Raw genomic sequence first — 19,341 nt, 5'->3', positions numbered from 1 at the left:
CGTTGCGGCCCATCGCCGGCAAGCCCCACAGGTGCGGCGCTAGACTTGGAGGCTACACAGTTCAGGTGGGAGCGGGCTTGTCCCGCGAATGGGGCTACGCGGTGCATGGCACCGGCTTCGCCGGTGTTCGCGGGGCAAGCCCGCTCCCACGTAATGCGTTCCTTTTTCAGAAATTGCGCAAGACAGTTGCTCTCACCCGAACTGTTTAGCCTCCAAGGCTAGCGCCGCACCTGTGGGAGCCGTCTTGCCGGCGATGGCGCTTTCCGAAATTGTCCCCGCTTCCCATGTCAGACCGACCGGTCACGATCCTTTAGCGTGTCCACGATTCCCATTCCAGGCAAAGCAGGATGCTTACCGATGCACTTCAGCGAACTGATGGCTGCTCTTTCCACCCGTGCGATCCGACTCCAGCGTGAAGACCAGGACCTGATCGTCCTCGGCGATGACGATACCCTGGACGACAGCTTGTGGGAGGCGTTGTCACGGCACAAGCCGGCGTTGCTGGAGATGCTCGCCGAACGCGATGACGATTGGCTCAGCCCGGCCTTCCGGATCACCCCCGACATGCTGCCGCTGGTCACGCTGGACCAGGAAGCCATCGACCGCATCGTCGCCAGCGTGCCGGGCGGCGCAGCCAACGTTCAGGACATCTACCCGCTGGCCCCGCTGCAGCAGGGCATGCTGTACCATCACCTGTCCGCCACCGAGGGCGACCCGTACCTGTCGCAGGTGCAACTGCGCTTCGCCAGCAAAACCCACCTGGAAGCCTTCGCCGAGGCGCTGCAGTGGGTGATCCAACGCCATGACATCCTGCGCACCGCGCTGCACTGGGAATACCTCGACCAACCGGTGCAGGTGGTCTGGCACGAGGCGACGCTGGTCCGCGAAGCAGTGCCAGTCGCGGGCAGCACAGCCCTCGCCGAGCTGTGCGCGCGCTTCGACCCGCGCCAGTATCGTCTCGACCTGCGCCAGGCACCGTTGATGCAACTGATGCACGCGCAAGGCGAGGGCACTACGTGGGTGGCGCTGCTGATGTTCCACCACGTGGTGATGGACCATACCGCCCTGGATATCGTGCGCCGCGAAATCCAGGCGCACATCGCCGGCCAGTCCGACCGACTGGCGGCCCCCATGCCGTTTCGCAATGTGCTGGCCGCCGCTCGCCAGGCACTGGATGAGGACGCCCATGAGCGCTTCTTCCGCGAGATGCTGAGCGACATCGATGAGCCCACGCTTGCCTTCGGCCTGCAGGACAAAGGTGATGTGCAACTGGAGCAAGCACGCCTGACCCTGCCACCTACGCTCAGCCAGCGCCTGCGCAGCCAGGCCCGGCAACTCGGCGTGAGCCCGGCAAGCGTGTTGCACCTGGGCTTTGGCCGGTTGATCGGGCAACTGTCGGGCCGCCAGCAGGTGGTGTTCGGCAGCGTGCTGCTGGGCCGCATGACCACCGGCGACGGCAGCGAGCAGGCGCTGGGGATGTTCATCAACAGCCTGCCGTTGCGCATCGACCTGGGCCCAACCAGCGTGCGTGACGCCCTGCTGGCCACCCACCGACGGCTCAGCGCCTTGCTCGGCCACGAACAGGCGTCGCTGGCCCTGGCCCAGCGCTGCAGCGGTGTGGCCGCGCCGGCGCCGCTGTTCAATAGTCTGCTCAACTACCGGCACAGTGACGCCGGTGATGCCGCCGAGATCATCCCGGTGGCTGCTGGCATCGATATCGTCGGCGCCGAGGAACGCACCGATTACCCGCTGACTGTCAGCGTCGACGACCTGGGTGATGCGCTGCGCCTGACCGTGCAGAGCCTGCCGGCGTGGAGCGCGTCACGCCTGTGCGCGCAGTTCGAACAGGTGTTGGCAAGCCTGGTCGACGCCCTGGAACACACCCCCGCGGCAGCGCTGCAAGGGTTGCAGGTATTGCCGCCTGCCGAGCGTGATCAGGTGCTGCAACAGTTCAACCACACCGCTCAGCTTTACCCGCAGGGGCAGACCGTACACGCCATGGTCGAGGCCCGCGCCGCCACCGCGCCAGCAGCGGTGGCGCTGTTGCAGGATGGCCAGGCGCTGCGTTACGACGAACTCAACCGCCGTGCCAACCAACTGGCTCACCAGCTGATCGAACGCGGCGTTCACGTGGGGGACCGCGTGGCCCTGTGCCTGCCGCGCAACAGTGGGCGCGTGGTTGCGTTGCTGGCAGTGCTTAAAGCGGGCGCGGCCTATGTGCCGGTGGACCCGGCGTACCCAGCAGAGCGCATTGCCTACCTGCTGGCTGACAGTGCCCCGGCACTGGTCGTGAGCGAGACTGCGGTAAATGGGCTGCCGGCCGAGGTGCCGCGCCTGGACCTGGACCACATCAGCACCTGTACTGCGCACGACAGCAACCCACAGCGACCTGGGCTGGACGTGCAGCAACTGGCCTATGTGGTCTACACCTCCGGCTCCACCGGCCAGCCCAAGGGGGTGATGATCGAGCACCACACGCTCGCCAACCTGGTGCATTGGCACTGCCAGGCCTTTGCGCTGGACGCCGATGCGCACACGTCAAGCGTGGCTGGTTTCGGGTTTGACGCCATGGCCTGGGAGGTTTGGCCAGCCTTGTGCGCCGGGGCCACGTTGCACCTGCCACCCGCGCACATCGCCAACGAGCATGTCGATGAGTTGCTCGACTGGTGGCTGTTGCAGCCACTGAAGGTCAGCTTCCTGCCCACCCCGGTAGCGGAGCAGGCCCTGCGCCGCGAACATCAGCACCCGACCCTGCGCACCTTGCTGGTGGGCGGGGACCGCCTGCGCCAGTTCGAGCGAGCGCCAGGCTTTGCCCTGATCAACAACTATGGGCCGACCGAAACCACCGTGGTCGCCACCTCTGGGCAGGTCTTGCCCAACGGCGCACTGCACATCGGCCGGCCCATCGCCAATACCCGCGTCTATGTACTGGACGAAGGCTTGCAGCCAGTCCCGGTTGGCGTCGCGGGTGAGCTGTTCATCGGCGGCGCGCAAGTGGCGCGGGGCTACTTCAATCGCCCGGCGTTGACCGAACAGGCTTTTCTTGTCGACCCGTTCAGCGAGCAGCCCAACGCACGCATGTACCGCAGCGGTGATCGGGTGCGCTGGAATGCCGACGGCACCCTCGACTACCTCGGCCGCAACGACGACCAGGTGAAGATCCGCGGTGTGCGGGTTGAGCTGGGTGAAATCGAGGCCACCCTCGCGGCGCAGCCGGGTATCGACGCCGCCGTGGTGCTGGTGCGGGGCGAGCGTTTGCTGGCCTGGTTCACCGAGACCGCCCCTGTCGCCCTCGACGCCTTGCGCCAGGCCCTGCAGGCCCGCTTGCCGGCGCACATGGTGCCGCTGGCGTTCGTGCGCCTCGATGAGCTGCCGCTGACCAGCCATGGCAAACTCGACCGCCGTGCGCTGGCTGACCCAGAGACCTCGCAGTTGTTCGGCCAGGCCTACGAAGCGCCCGCAGGCGAAACCGAAGCGACGATGGCGGCGATCTGGGCCGATGTGCTGGGTGTGCAGCGGGTAGGGCGCCATGACAACTTCTTCGAACTGGGCGGCCACTCGCTGCTGGCGGTGACGTTGGTCGAGCGCTTGCGCAAGGCTGGCCTGCTGATCGATGTGCGGGTGCTGTTCGCCCAACCGACCCTAGCTGCCCTCGCCGGCGCGGCGGGCATCGGCCACGAAGTGAAGGTGCCGGCCAACCGGGTGCCCGCGCAGGCCCAACGCATCACGCCGAGCATGCTCAGCCTGATCGACCTGGACCAGGCAGCAATCGACGACATCGTCGCAACGGTGCCGGGTGGCGCCGCCAATGTGCAGGAAATTTACCCGCTGGCCCCGCTGCAGGAAGGCATTCTCTACCACCACCTGAGCGCCGAGCAGGGCGACCCCTACCTGCTGCAGACCCGTCTGGCCTTCGACAGTGTCGAGCGCTTGCTGGCCTGGGCCGGTGCGCTGCAACAGGTCATCGATCGCCACGATATCCTGCGCACCGCCGTGCTTTGGCAAGGGCTGGCGCAGCCGCTGCAGGTGGTTTGGCGCAAGGCCGAGTTGGTGGTCAGCGAAATCGACGACCTGGCCGATGACGATGGCCTGGCGCGGGTTGAACAGTTGCATGCCCGGTTCGATGCGCGGCACCACCGGTTGGACCTGACCCAGGCGCCATTGACCCGCCTGTATTACAGCCTGGACCCCGCCAACCAGCAGGTGGTGGCGATTCTGCTGTTCCATCACCTGACCCTCGACCACACGGCCATGGACGTGGTCGCCCGCGAGATGCGCGCCTTGCTGTTCGGCCAGGGGCACACACTGCCGGCAGCGGTGCCATACCGCAATTATGTGGCCCAGGCTCGCCTGGGTGACCAGGCGGGCCACGAGGCGTTCTTCCGCGAGATGCTGGCGGATGTCGAAGAACCGACCCTGCCACTGGGTTATGCCGATGTGCAGGGCGATGGCCGCGGCATCGAAACGGCGTTCCAGGCACTGGACGGCGAAGTTGCCCACGGTTTGCGCACCCAGGCGCGGCAACTGGGCGTCAGTGCCGCCAGCCTCATGCACCTGGCCTGGGCGCGCGTACTGGGCGTGCTGGCCAACCGCGATGATGTGGTGTTTGGCACGGTACTGATGGGCCGCCTGCAGGGCGGCGAGGGCGCCGACCGGGCGTTGGGGATGTTCATCAACACCCTGCCGCTGCGGGTGGACACCACGCTGGCCGTGCGTGCCGCCGTGCGCGCCACCCACCGCAACCTCTCGGCCTTGCTGGGCCATGAGCACGCGCCGCTGGCCTTGGCCCAGCGCTGCAGTGGCGTGGCCGCGTCCGCGCCGTTGTTCAGTGCCTTGCTCAACTATCGGCACAGCGCCGACGCGGCCACCGGCGAGGCAATCTGGGAGGGTGTGCGCCTGCTCGGTGGCGAGGAGCGCAGTAACTACCCGCTGACCCTCAGCGTCAACGACCTGGGTGAAGGTTTCACCTTCAGTGTGCTGGCTATCGCAGGAATTGGTGCGGCGCGGGTCGCCGCCTGGATGGTCAATGCCGTCACCCAGCTGCTGCAAGCGTTGCAGCAAGGGCAGGAGGCGCGGGTCGACAGCTTGTCGATCCTGAGCGACGAAGCGCGCCAACAGCTGCTGGGCAGTTTCAACGCCACCGCACAGCACTACCCGCAAGGGCTGACGGTGCACGCGCTGGTGGAAGCCCGAGCAGCCGAGACCCCGGATGCCACGGCCGTGAACCAGGATGGCCAGGCACTCAGCTATGGTGACCTGAACCTGCGGGCCAACCGCCTGGCGCATCAGCTGATCGCACGCGGCGTGCGCGGCGGTGACCGCGTGGCATTGTGCGTGGGCCGCAATGCCGAGCGAGTAATCGGCCTGCTGGCCGTGCTCAAGGCCGGCGCTGCCTATGTGCCGGTCGACCCGGGCTATCCTGCCGAGCGCATTGCCTACCTGCTGGCCGACAGCGTGCCCGCCCTGGTGCTGAGCGAAACGGGCATTGCCGGCCTGCCTGCTGACATACCCCGCCTGAACCTCGACCAGGCCGCCGCCGATGATGCCCTGTACAGCAACCCGCACGTACCTGGGCTGGATGCGCACCACTTGGCCTACTTGGTCTACACCTCCGGCTCCACCGGCCAGCCCAAGGGCGTGATGATCGAACACCACACCCTGGCCAACCTGGTGCACTGGCACTGCCAGGCCTTCGCGCTGGAGGCCGGTGTGCGTACCTCGAGCGTCGCAGGCTTTGGCTTCGACGCCATGGCCTGGGAAGTATGGCCGGCGCTGTGTGCCGGTGCCACGCTGCACCTGCCACCTGCGCACATCGGCAATGAACATGTGGATGAACTGCTCGACTGGTGGCTCGAGCAGCCGCTGGCGGTCAGTTTCTTGCCCACGCCGGTGGCCGAACAGGCGCTGCGCCGCGAACGGCAACACCCGACCTTGCGCACCTTGCTGATCGGTGGCGACCGCCTGCGCCAGTTCGACCGCGATCCAGGCTTCGCGCTGGTCAACAACTATGGGCCGACCGAGACCACGGTGGTCGCCACGTCTGGCCAGGTCTTGCCGGGTGCGGCGTTGCACATTGGCACGCCCATCGCCAATACCCGCGTCTATGTGCTCGATGCCCATCGCCAAGTGGTGCCCGTGGGCGTCGTGGGCGAGCTGTACATCGGCGGCGCGCAGGTAGCGCGGGGCTATTTCAATCGCCCTGAACTGACCGAAGAGCGCTTCCTCGCCGACCCGTTCAGCCGCAAGCCCGGCGCGCGCATGTACCGCAGTGGCGACCTGGTGCGCTGGAACGCCGATGGCACGCTGGACTACCTCGGCCGCAATGACGACCAGGTGAAGATCCGCGGCGTGCGCGTGGAGTTGGGTGAAATCGAGGCGGCGCTGACGGCCCAGGCCGGTATTGCCGATGCTGTGGTATTGGTGCGCGGCGAGCGCCTGGTGGCCTGGTTCACCGAACAGGTGCCGGTGGCGGTCGAGGCTGTGCGTCACGCGCTGCAGGCCAGCTTGCCGGGGCACATGGTGCCGCAGGCGTTCATCCGCCTGGACCAATGGCCGTTGACCCGCCATGGCAAGCTGGACCGCCGGGCCCTGCCTGAGCCGGACGCGGCCCAACTGATCAGCCAGGGCTATGAAGCCCCTGCCAGCGAGACCGAAGCGGCCATGGCCAGCGTCTGGGCCGACGTGCTGGGCGTGGAACGGGTAGGGCGGCACGACAACTTCTTCGAACTGGGCGGCCACTCGCTGCTGGCTGTGACCCTGATCGAACGCTTGCGCCAACAGGGCCTGCAGACCGACGTGCGGGTGCTGTTCGGCCAGCCCACCGTGGCTGCACTGGCTGCCGCGCTGGGCAAAGGTCGCCAGGTCAGCGTGCCCGAGAACCGTATTCCAGCGGGCTGCACCCACATCACCCCCGCCATGCTGCCTTTGCTGACGTTGGACGCCAGTACCCTCGAGCGCATCGTCGCCACGGTGCCAGGCGGTGCTGCCAACGTGCAGGACATCTACCCGTTGGCACCGCTGCAGGAGGGCATTCTCTACCATCACCTGAGTGCCGCAGACGAAGACCCGTACCTGCTGCAGTGGCGCGTCGCATTCGACAGCCAAGCCCGCCTGCTGGCCTTCGCCCAGGCCTTGGACAAGGTCATCGCGCGCCACGATATCCTGCGTACCGCCGTGCTCTGGGACGGCCTGGTGCAGCCGGTGCAGGTGGTATGGCGCAGCGTGCCGGGCTCGGTGCTGGTCAATAGCAGCGAAGCCACCGGCCCTCTCGACCTGAGCCAAGCCCCACTGATCCGCCTGCTGCAGACCCCACAGCCAGGCACCGAAGGCCTCGAAGCCACTCTGCAGTTCCACCACATCGCCCTGGACCACACGGCCATGAAGGTGGTGCTGGAAGAAATCCGCGATCACCTGCACGGCCAGCAGCCCAGCCAACCGGCCGTGCCGTACCGCAACTACGTGGCCCAGGCGCGCCTGGCCATCAGCGAGGCCGAGCACGAGGCGTTCTTCCGCGCCGAGCTGGCCGACATCGACGAACCGACCTTGCCCTATGGCCTGGCCGACCTGCAGGGCCAGGCCAGCGCCTTCGAGTTGGCCACGGTGCAACTGGCCCCTGAGCAATACCGGCGCCTGCGCAGCCAGGCCCAGCAGTTGGGCGTGAGCGCTGCCAGCGTGCTGCACCTGGCCTGGGCGCGGCTGGTGGCCGCCACCAGTGGCAACGACTGCGTGGTGTTCGGCACTGTGCTGTTGGGGCGCCTGCAAGGGGGCGCCGGGGCTGATCGGGGCCTGGGCATGTTCATCAATACCTTGCCACTGCGCCTGGACCTGCAAGGGCTAGGCGTGCGCGCAGGGGTGCGCCTGGCCCATCAGCGGCTGAGTGCATTGCTGGTGCACGAGCACGCCTCGCTGGCCTTGGCCCAGCGTTGCAGCGGCGTGGCTGCGCCGACGCCGTTGTTCAGCGCCATGCTCAACTACCGGCATGGCGCCAGCCAGCCCGAGCAGCAAGCGCAACGCGAAGCCCTGGAAGGCATCCAGGCACTGCCCAGCGGCGGCCACGGCAACTACCCGCTGAGTGTCAACGTGGACGACCTGGGCGATGGCCTGCGGCTGACGGCCCAGGTCAGCGCTCAGGTGGGCGCGCAGCGTGTCTGCGACCAACTGCTGCAGGTGCTGCACGGGTTGCTGGATGCACTTGAGCACGCGCCTGACACGCCAGTGCAGCAGTTACCGGTACTGACGCCTGATGAGCGCCGGCGACTGCTGGCCAATGCCCAACAAACGCCTCACGACACGGCGCAACCGCTGCACGGGCTGTTCGAGGCCCAGGTACGGCGCACGCCCACTGCCATTGCACTGGTCGCCGAGGAAGGCGAGCTGAGCTATCGCCAGCTCGATGAGCAAGCCAATCGGCTTGCCCATCATTTGATCGGCTTGGGCGTCAAACCGGATGATCGTGTAGCGATCTGCGTCGAGCGCGGGCTGTCGATGGTGGTCGGGTTGCTGGCCATCCTCAAGGCAGGCGGCGCCTATGTACCAGTTGACCCAGGATACCCGGCTGAACGTATCCGCCACATGCTGAGCGACAGTGCGCCGCTGGCCGTGCTGATGCACAGCGCTACCCGTGAGGTCGTACACGGCACCCCGGTGCAGCTGGTCGACCTCGATCAACCTTGCTGGGAAGCCCAGCCGATCAGCAACCCTCGCGTAGCCGCGCTGAACGCGAGCCACCTGGCGTATGTGATCTACACCTCCGGCTCCACAGGCCAGCCCAAAGGGGTGATGGTCGAACACCGCAACGTGGTCAACCTGGTGCGCTGGAGCCAGCGCCTTTGCCACCTACCTGGCAAAGGCGCTGTGCTGCACAAGACCCCGGTCAGCTTCGATGCCTCGGTGTGGGAACTGTTCTGGCCGTTGTGCAGCGGCCTACGCCTGGTACTGGCGCGCCCGCACGGCCAGCGTGACCCGCACTACCTCGCGCAATTGATTGAGGCGCAGCAGGTCAGCGTGGTGCAATTCGTGCCGGCGTTGCTGCAGCAGTTCCTCGAAGCACCTGCGAGCGCTCGCTGCACCAGCCTCAGCGATATCGTCTGCGGTGGCGGTGAGTTGACCCAGGCGCTGGCCGCCCAGGTACGCGAGCGTCTGCCGGGTGTGCGCCTGCACAACGTATATGGCCCGACCGAGACCACCGTCGATTGCAGCGCCTGGACGCTGGAACCGGGCGCGGACCTGCCGCACGGGGCGTTGCCGATTGGTACCGCCATCGACAATACCCGGCTGTATGTACTCGACCACTACGACCAACCCGTGCCGTGGGGCGTGGTCGGCCACCTGCATATCGGCGGCGCGGGCGTAGCGCGGGGTTACCTGGGTTTGCCCGAACAGCAGGCCGAACGCTTCATCGCCAGCCCCTTCGTTGACGGTGATCGCCTGTACCGCAGCGGTGACCTGGTGCGCCAGCGCGAGGATGGCAACCTGGTCTTCCTTGGCCGTAACGACCACCAGGTCAAAATCCGCGGCCTGCGCATCGAGCCGGGCGAGATCGAAGCCTGCCTGGTGCGTGTGCCCGGTGTGCGCGAGGCCGTGGTACTGGCTTACGATGCCCCGGCCAGTGGGCCGCGCCTGGTCGCCTACCTCACCGGTGAGCCATCCGAGGCGGACAGCCTGCGTCAGGCGCTGCTGCAGGACCTGCCGGAATACATGCTGCCGGCACAGTACATCCACCTCGACCAGTTGCCGTTGACGCCCAATGGCAAGCTCGACCGTAAAGCGCTGCCGGCGCCGGATGCCGCCTTGCATGAACGACCCTACCAGGCGCCGCAGGGGCAGACCGAAACCCTGCTGGCCCAACTGTGGGCGCAACTGCTGGGCGTCGAGCACGTGGGCCGTCACGATAACTTTTTCGAGCTGGGTGGCCATTCGCTGCTGGCGGTAAGCCTGACTGCGCGTCTGCGCCTGGAAGGGCTGCAAGTCGATGTACGGACCCTGTTCGGCCGGCCTACCATTGCGGCCCTGGCCGAGACCTTGGGTCGCAACCAGCAAGTGCTGGTACCTGAAAACCGCATCCCTGCCGGTTGTACTCATATCACCCCAGACCTGTTGAGCCTGATCGACCTCGACCAACCCGCGATCGACCGCATCGTCGCGCGCGTGCCGGGCGGTGCGGCCAATGTGCAGGACATCTACCCGCTGGCCCCGCTGCAGGAAGGTATCCTTTACCATCACCTGAGCGCCGAGCACGATCCCTATGTGCTGTATTCCCGGCTGCGTTTTGACAACGGCGAACGCCTGCAAGCCTTCGCCAGCGCGCTGGACCAGGTCATCGCCCGCCACGACGTGCTGCGCACAGCTGTGCTATGGGACGGCCTGCCGCAGGCTGTGCAGGTGGTCTGGCGTCACGCACCGCTGCAGGTCCTGCGCGACGACGATGCGGCTACCGTTGGCCTGGACTTGAGCCAAGCGCCGCTGATTCGTCTGCTTCATCGCCAGGCACCGGGCAGCGGGTGCATCGAAGCCACCTTGCAGTTCCACCACATCGTCCTCGACCACACCGCCCTGGAGGTGGTCGGTGAGGAGTTGATTGGCTTCCTGCAGGGCACGCCGCCGGTCCAAACCCCCGTGCCGTATCGCAACTACGTGGCCCAGGCGCGCCTGGGTGTCAGCCAGGCCGAGCATGAGGCGTTCTTCCGCGAGCAGTTGGCGGATGTCGACGAGCCAACGTTGCCGTTCGGCCTAAGCGATGTGCAAGGCGATGGCCTTGGCATGCAAGAAGCCAAGCTGGCGCTGTCGGCCGAGCTGGCCGCAGGGCTGCGGCGCCAGGCACGGCACCTGGGCATCAGTGTCGCCAGCCTGTTCCACCTGGCTTGGGCGCGCCTGTTGGCCGCTGCCAGCGGCAAGGACCGCGTGGTGTTCGGCACGGTGTTGCTGGGGCGCCTGCAAGGCGGTGAGGGCGCCGAGCGGGCACTCGGCATGTTCATCAATACCTTGCCGCTGCGGGTCGACCTGGGCGAGGTGAGCCTGCGCGAAGGGGCGCAGGCTGTGCATCAGCGCCTCAGTGCACTGCTGGCGCACGAACACGCGTCCTTGGCGTTGGCCCAGCGCTGCAGTGCTGTGGCTGCACCGTTGCCGTTGTTCAGCGCCATGCTCAACTACCGCCATGGCGCAGAAGCCAGCGCCGAACAGCGGCAGGCGTGGCAAGGCATCGACGTGCTCGAAGGCCAGGAGCGTACCAACTACCCGTTGAGCCTGAACGTCGACGATTTGGGGGAGGGCTTCCGCCTGGTTGCCATGACCCCGGCCGACGTAGGCGCGGCGCGTATCTGTGGGCAGATGAACCAGGTGCTGGAGGCCATGGTCGAGGCGCTGGAGCAGACGCCGGAACTGCCGGTGCAGCGCTTGCCGGTGCTGGAAGCGCAGGAGCGTGAGCGTGTGCTGCTGGGCTTCAACGATACGGCGGTGGATTATGACCTTGAGCAGACCCTGCACGGGATGATCGAGGTACAGGTGTTGCTTACGCCGGATGCGGTCGCGGTTAAGGCCGAAGAGGGGGCGCTGAGCTATCGCCAGCTGAATGAGCAAGCCAACCGATTAGCGCATCACCTGATTGATCTGGGTGTTAAACCTGATGATCGGGTGGCGATCTGCGTTGAACGTGGGCTGTCGATGGTGGTTGGCTTGCTGGCCATCCTCAAGGCGGGTGGCGCGTATGTGCCGGTTGACCCCGATTACCCAGCGGAACGCGTGCGGCATATGCTGACTGACAGCGCGCCGGTGGCGGTGCTGGTGCACAGTGCTACCCGCCATGTATCGGATTCGACCCAGGTTATCGACCTGGATCAGCCGACCTGGATCGCCCGGCCTTCCAGCAACCCAGTTGTCACCGACTTGACCCCGCGTCACCTGGCCTACGTGATCTACACCTCAGGCTCCACCGGCTTGCCGAAAGGCGTGATGAACGAGCATGCCGGCGTGGTCAACCGCCTGCTGTGGATGCAAGAGGCCTACAACCTCGGCGCTGACGACGTGGTCTTGCAGAAGACCCCATTCAGCTTCGACGTATCGGTATGGGAATTCCTCTGGCCGCTGCAAACCGGCGCACGTCTGGTCATGGCGCGCCCCGGCGGCCATCGCGATCCGGAGTACCTGCGTCAGGTGATCCGTAACGGAAATGTCACCACCTTGCACTTTGTGCCTTCGATGCTGGATGTATTCCTGGCTCACGGCCAAATATCGGCAGATGGTCTCAAGCGCGTCCTGTGCAGCGGCGAGGCATTGCCGGGCAGCCTGGTCCGACGTTTCCACACGCAACTGCCAACTGTCGATCTGCACAACCTGTACGGCCCGACCGAAGCAGCGGTGGACGTGAGCGCCTGGCATTGCGTGACGGCGCCGGACAACACCCCCATCGGCAAACCCATCGCCAACACCACGCTGTATGTACTCGATACGCTGGGTCAACCCGTACCGCAAGGCGTGGCTGGCGAGCTGTTCATCGGCGGCGTGCAAGTCGCCCGAGGCTACCTGAACCGCATCGAACTGACCGCCGAACGCTTCCTCGACGACCCGTTCAGCACCCGCCCTGGTGCACGACTGTACCGCACCGGCGACCTAGCGCGGCACCTGGCCGATGGCAACATCGAATACCTGGGCCGTAACGATGACCAGGTGAAGCTGCGCGGCCTGCGCATCGAGCTGGGTGAAATCCAGGCTGGCCTGACGGCCATCGAAGGCGTGAAGGAGGCAGTTGTTGTCGCCCGCGACCAGCGTCTGGTGGCGTACTACACCGGTGAACAGCAGGCCGCAGACGTTCTGCGCACGGCATTGCTGGCCCACCTGCCGGAGTTCATGGTGCCCGCGCTGTTCCTCCACCTGGACGCACTGCCCCTGAGCCCCAACGGCAAACTCGACCGCAAGGCTTTGCCACTGCCGGACACCGAAGCCCTGCAAAACCGTGTGTACGAAGCCCCAGAAGGCGAAACCGAAACCCTGCTGGCAACGATCTGGGCCGAGCTGCTGGGCGTGGAGCGGGTAGGGCGCCACGACAACTTCTTCGAACTGGGCGGCCATTCGCTGCTGGCGGTGACCCTGACCTCGCGCCTGCGCCAACAAGGCCTGCATGCCGATATCCGCGTATTGTTCGGCCAGCCGACCTTGGCAGCGCTCGCCGCTGCGGTAGGCGGTGAAACCCGCATCAGCGTGCCAGCCAACCGCATTCCGGCAGAGGGCACACGCATCACGCCGGACATGCTGCCGCTCGCCGAGCTGTCCCAGGCGGCCATCGACACCTTGGTCGCGCAGATCCCCGGTGGCGTGGCTAACGTCCAGGATGTCTACGGCCTGGCCCCGCTGCAGCAAGGCATCCTCTACCATCACTTGGCCAGCGAAGGCGCAGACCCCTACGTGCTGCAGGCACGCTTCGCCTTCCCGACGCAAGCCGAGCTCGATGCCTTTGCCGCAGCGCTCGACCAGATCATCGCCCGTCACGACATCCTGCGCACCAGCATCCACTGGCAGGGCCTTGAGGAGCCCGTGCAGGTCGTCTGGCGCACTGTGCCGGCAGTCGGCGCAGCCGTGCGCGGTGATGAAAGCAGCACCACGCTCGACTTGAACAAGGCCCCCTTGATCCGCCTGCTCCCTAGCCACGGCGAGGGGCGCGTGGAAGCCACGCTGCTGATCCACCACATCATCCTCGACCACGCAGCCGTCGAACAGCTGGTGGCCGAGATCACCGCTGTGCTGCAAGGCCAGGCCCTGTCGCAGGCCAGCGTGCCCTACCGCAACTATGTGGCGCAGGCACGTCTGGGCGCCGATACCCAGGCTGACGAGGCACTGTTCCGCGAGCTGCTGGGTGACATCGACGAACCCACCACGGTATTCGGCCTACGCGATGCGCTCAGTGACGGCAGCCGTGTATTGGACAGCCGTCTGGCCCTGGACACGGCGCTGGCCGGCCGCTTGCGCGAGCAGGCCCGCCTGCTTGGCATCAGCGTCGCCAGCCTGGTGCACCAGGCCTGGGGGCAGGTGCTGGCGCAACTGTCAGGGCGCGAGGAAGTGGTGTTCGGCACGGTGTTGCTCGGTCGCCTGCAAGGCGGCGAGGGGGCTGAACGGGCCCTGGGCATGTTCATCAACACCTTGCCGCTGCGAGTGAGCGTGGGTGCCACGGCGGTGGCCGAGGGCGTACGCCTGACCCACCAGCGGCTTGCCCGCCTCCTGGCCCATGAGCAAGCCTCGCTGGCGTTGGCTCAGCGTTGCAGCGCAGTGCCGGTGTCTCAGGCGCTGTTCACCAGCCTGCTCAACTTCCGCCACAGTGCACCGGCCAAGGCTGAGCTGCGCCAGGCCTGGCAGGGTATCGAGCAACTGGCCGCGCATGAGCGCAGCAACTACCCATTGGTGGTCAACGTCGACGACGTGGGCGACGCCTTTGTGCTGACCGTGCAAGCGGTGCCGGAGGTCGATGGCGCGCAGGTCTGCCGCCTGCTCAGCACCGCCCTTGAGCAACTGGCCCAAGCCCTTGCGCAGGCGCCGAGCACGGCCCTGCACAAGGTGAGCCAGCTGGCAGCTGCCGAGCGCGAACTGGTGTTGCAAGGCTTCAATGCCACCCGCCGCGATTACCCACGGGAACATGCGCTGCACACCCTGTTTGGCACCTATGCCGCGCTCAGCCCAGCTGCACCGGCGGCGGTTCACGGTGGCCGGCAGTGCAGCTATGAGCAGCTCGAACAGCACGCCAACCGCCTGGCTCACCACCTGTTGGCCCTGGGCGTGCGCCCTGGCGATCGTGTGGCCCTGCTGCTGCCCCGCAGCATCGAGTTGTTGGCTGCGCAACTGGCGGCGAGCAAATGCGCGGCGGTGTTCGTGCCGCTGGACAGCAACGCGCCTGCCGAGCGCCAGGCCTTCATGATCGAAGACAGCCAGGCGCGTGTCTTGCTCACCTTCAGCAGCGAACAGCGGGTAGGCAATGCCCTGCGCGTCGAGCTGGACCGCCTCGACCTCACCGGGTACGCGCAGCAGTCGCCGGGCCTGGCGGTAGCTGCCGAAAGCGCCGCCTACATCATGTACACCTCCGGCTCTACCGGCACCCCCAAGGGCGTGCAAGTGCCGCACCGGGCCATCGTGCGCCTGGTGATCAATAACGGCTTTGCCGAATTCACCTGCCAGGACCGTGTCGCGTTCGCCTCCAATCCTGCGTTCGACGCCAGTACCCTGGAAGTCTGGGCGCCGCTGCTCAACGGCGGCACGGTGGTCGTCATCGACCAGGATCAGGTGCTGTCGCGTCAGGCATTGCGTGAGGTGTTGCTGGAGCAGCGCGTCAGCGTGCTGTGGCTGACTGCCGGCCTGTTCCATCAGTTTGCCGATGACCTGCTGCCGGCATTCGCCAAGCTTCGCTACCTGATGGTGGGCGGCGATGTGCTGGACCCGGCCATCGTCGGCCGGGTGCTGCGTGAAGGCGCCCCACAACACCTGCTCAATGGCTATGGCCCGACTGAAGCTACCACCTTCAGCACCACCCACCTCATCGCCACGGTCGGCGAGGGCAGCATCCCGATTGGCAGGCCGATCGGCAATGCCCGTTGCTATGTGCTCGACGCCCGTCAGCAGCCGTTGCCGGTTGGCGCGGTCGGTGAGCTGTACATCGGCGGCGCTGGCGTCGCCTTGGGGTACCTCGGCCAGCCGGCTCTTACCGCTGAGCGCTTCCTCGACGACCCGTTCAGCCGTGAGCCGGGTGCGCGCATGTACCGCAGTGGCGACCTGGCCTGCTGGCAGGCCGACGGCACGTTGCGTTACCTGGGCCGTGCCGACCAGCAGATCAAGCTGCGAGGCTTCCGCATCGAGCTGGGTGAAATCGAAGCGCGCCTGGGCGCGTGTGCCGGTGTGCGTGACACGGCCGTGGTGGTGCGTGAGGACGTGCCCGGTGACAAGCGCCTGGTGGCCTATTTCACCGCCAACAACCCGGCCCCTGGCATTGCCGAACTGCACCAACAGCTGCAAGGCCAGTTGCCGGACTACATGCTGCCAGCGGCCTACGTGTGCCTGGATGCATTGCCGCTGACTGCCAACGGCAAGCTCGACCGCCGTGCCTTGCCGCAGCCCGGCAACGAGGCAGTACTCAGCCGCGCCTTCGAGACGCCACAGGGTGAGGTCGAAACCACCCTGGCGGCGATCTGGGCCGACCTGCTCAAGGTCGCGCAGGTCGGGCGCCACGACCACTTCTTCGAGCTGGGCGGCCATTCGCTGCTGGCCGTGACCCTGGTTGAGCGCATGCGCAAGGCCGGCCTCAGCGCCGATGTGCGCGTGCTGTTTGCCCAGCCCACCTTGGCGGCGCTGGCCGCCGCGGTGGGCAGCGGTCGCGAGGTGCAGGTGCCCGCCAACCGTGTGCCACACACGGCCCGCCACATCACCCCGGACATGCTCAGCCTGATCGAGCTCGACCAGGCCAGTATCGACCGTATCGTCGCCACGGTGCCGGGCGGCGCTCTTAATGTGCAAGAGATCTACCCGCTGGCCCCGCTGCAGGAGGGCATCCTGTACCACCACTTGAGCGCCGCACAGGGCGACCCGTACCTGCTGCAGTCGCGCCTGGCCTTCGACAGCCTGGCGCACTTGCAGCGCTGGGCGGGCGCCTTGCAGCAGGTCATCGACCGGCACGACATTCTGCGCACCGCAGTGGTCAGCGAAGGGCTTGCACACGCAGTACAAGTGGTCTGGCGGGAAGCGAGGATGCAGGTGAGCGCAATCGAAGGCCTGGCTACCGGGTCGGTGATCGATGCCTTGCAGGCCCGCTTCGACGCCCGTCACCAGCGCCTCGACCTGTCGCGGGCACCCTTGCTGCGCCTGCTGCATGCCGATGACCCGGCCAACCAGCGCGTGGTGGCGATTCTGCAATTCCATCACCTGGCCCTGGACCATACCGCCATGGAAGTCATCGCCAGCGAGATGCAGGTGTTGCTGGCGGGCCAGGGCGAACGCTTGCCGGCGCCAGTGCCTTATCGCACCTATGTTGCCCAAGCCCGCCTTGGGGCCGACGATGCCAGCCATGAAGCGTTCTTCCGCGAGATGCTGGGGGACCTTGATGCCCCGACCTTGCCGTTTGGCCTGAGCGACGTACAGGGTGACGGCCACGCTATCGAAGAAGCCCACCTGGCCATCGACACTAGCGTGGCCCGCGGATTGCGCGAACAGGCTCGGCAGCTTGGCGTGAGTGCCGCGAGCCTGGCGCACCTGGCCTGGGCACGGGTGCTGGGTGTGCTCGCCAACCGCACCGATGTTGTGTTTGGCACCGTGCTGATGGGGCGCTTGCAGGGCGGTGAAGGGGCCGACCGGGCATTGGGCGTGTTCATCAACACCTTGCCGCTACGCATCGACTTGACTGCACCGGTGGCGCAGGCGGTGCGCGCCACCCATCAGCGGCTTTCGGCGCTGTTGGCGCACGAGCATGCCTCGCTGGCGTTGGCCCAGCGCTGCAGTGGCGTGGCGGCGTCCACACCGTTGTTCAGCGCCTTGTTCAACTACCGCCACAGCACGGCAGGGGTGCCTGCCGACGGCGATACCCACAGCCAGGGTGTTCGTCTGCTGGGCGGTGAGGAGCGTAGCAACTACCCGCTGACCCTCAGTGTCGACGACCTGGGCGAAGGCTTTGCCTTGAGTGTGCTGGCCCAGGCAGGCATTGGCGCCGAGCGGGTCGCTGGCTGGATGAACCAGGCCCTGGTCGAACTGCTGCAGGCACTGACGCAGTCTGCGGCCAAGCCGGTCGAGGCATTGTCGATCCTGGACCCGGTAGCCCGGCAGCAGGTGCTGGAAGCGTTCAATGCCACTGCACGCGACTACCCGAAAGGGCAGGCCGTGCACACCCTGGTCGAAGCCCAGGCGGCCCGCGCACCGCAAGCGGCAGCGCTGGTGCAGGATGGCCAGGTACTGAGTTACGGCGAGCTTAATCGCTGCGCCAACCGCCTGGCGCATCACCTGATCAGCCGCGGGGTGAAGGTCGGCGACCGGGTGGCATTGTGCTTGCCGCGCACCCTGGAGCGCCTGGTCGGCCTGCTGGCCATCCTCAAGGCCGGTGCGGCCTATGTGCCGATCGACCCGGCCTACCCAAGCGAACGCATCGCCTACCTGCTTGAAGACAGCACGCCGGCATTGGTGCTGGTCGATGCGGCCACCCTGGCGCTGGTGGGGGACACCCCACGTGTCGAGCTGCACCGCGATGCCTGGCAGGGCGCAGCCGACAGCAACCCCTGCGTGGCAGGCCTGAATGATCGCCAACTGGCGTATGTGATCTACACCTCCGGCTCCACCGGCCAGCCGAAAGGGGTGATGGTCGAGCATGCGACCCTGGCCAACCTGGTGCACTGGCACTGTGAGGCCTTTGCCTTGAAAGCCGGCAGCCATACCAGCACGGTGGCCGGTTTTGGCTTCGATGCGGTGGCCTGGGAGGTGTGGCCGGCGCTGTGCACGGGGGCCGTGCTGCACGTGCCGCCCGCACGCATCGCCGGTGAGCACGTCGACGAATTGCTCGACTGGTGGCTGGAGCAGCCGCTGGCTGTCAGCTTCCTGCCCACACCCGTGGCCGAACAGGCGCTGCGCCGCGAGCGTCAGCACCCAACCCTGCGCACGCTGCTGGTCGGCGGCGATCGCCTGCGCCAGTTCGAGCGCGACCCAGGTTTTGCCCTGGTCAACAACTATGGCCCGACCGAAGCCACCGTGGTGGCCACGTCGGGGCAACTGCTACCCGCGGGGGCGCTGCATATCGGTAAGCCTATCGCCAACACCCAGGTGTATGTGCTCGACGAGCGCCGCCAGCCGGTGCCGGTGGGCGCCGTGGGCGAGTTGTACATTGGCGGCGCCGGGGTGGCCCGCGGTTACTTCAACCGCCCGGCACTGACCGAGGAGCGCTTCATTGCCGATCCGTTCACCGCCCAACCCCATGCGCGGCTGTACCGCACAGGTGACCTGGTGCGCTGGAGCGCTGACGGCACCTTGGATTACCTGGGCCGTAACGACGACCAGGTGAAGATCCGCGGCATACGGGTGGAGCTTGGCGAAATCGAAAGCGTACTTGCCGCGCAGCCTGGTATCGGCGATGCGGTGGTGCTGGTGCGTGGCGAGCGGCTGCTGGCCTGGTTCACCGAAACCACACCGGTGGCAGTGGACACACTGCGCCAGGCTTTGCAGGCAAGCCTGCCCGCACACCTGGTGCCGTTGGCCTTCACCTGCCTGCCAGCACTGCCGTTGACCAGCCATGGCAAGCTCGACCGCAAGGCGTTGCCCGACCCGGAGCCGGCGCTGCTTGCAGGCCAGGCCTATGTCGCCCCGCAGGGCGAAGTGGAAACTGCCCTGGCGGCGGTGTGG

The 19,341-nt window shown here is 66.7% G+C and carries 1 protein-coding gene (running past one end of the window); it reads left to right on the top strand.

Going from position 1 to position 19,341, the window contains the following annotated elements:
- The first annotated feature begins 357 nt into the window (after positions 1 to 357).
- On the top strand, positions 358 to 19,341 hold the 5' portion of the coding sequence (locus AC5PZ0_RS09515) for a non-ribosomal peptide synthase/polyketide synthase (RefSeq protein ID WP_493854786.1). 3,348 nt of this gene lie beyond the right edge of the window; only the first 18,984 of its 22,332 coding nucleotides appear in the window; the start codon lies at positions 358 to 360; the stop codon falls past the right edge of the window.

Source organism: Pseudomonas sp. 5.2, from assembly GCF_059025405.1.
This window is presented reverse-complemented; position numbering and strand designations above follow the sequence as displayed.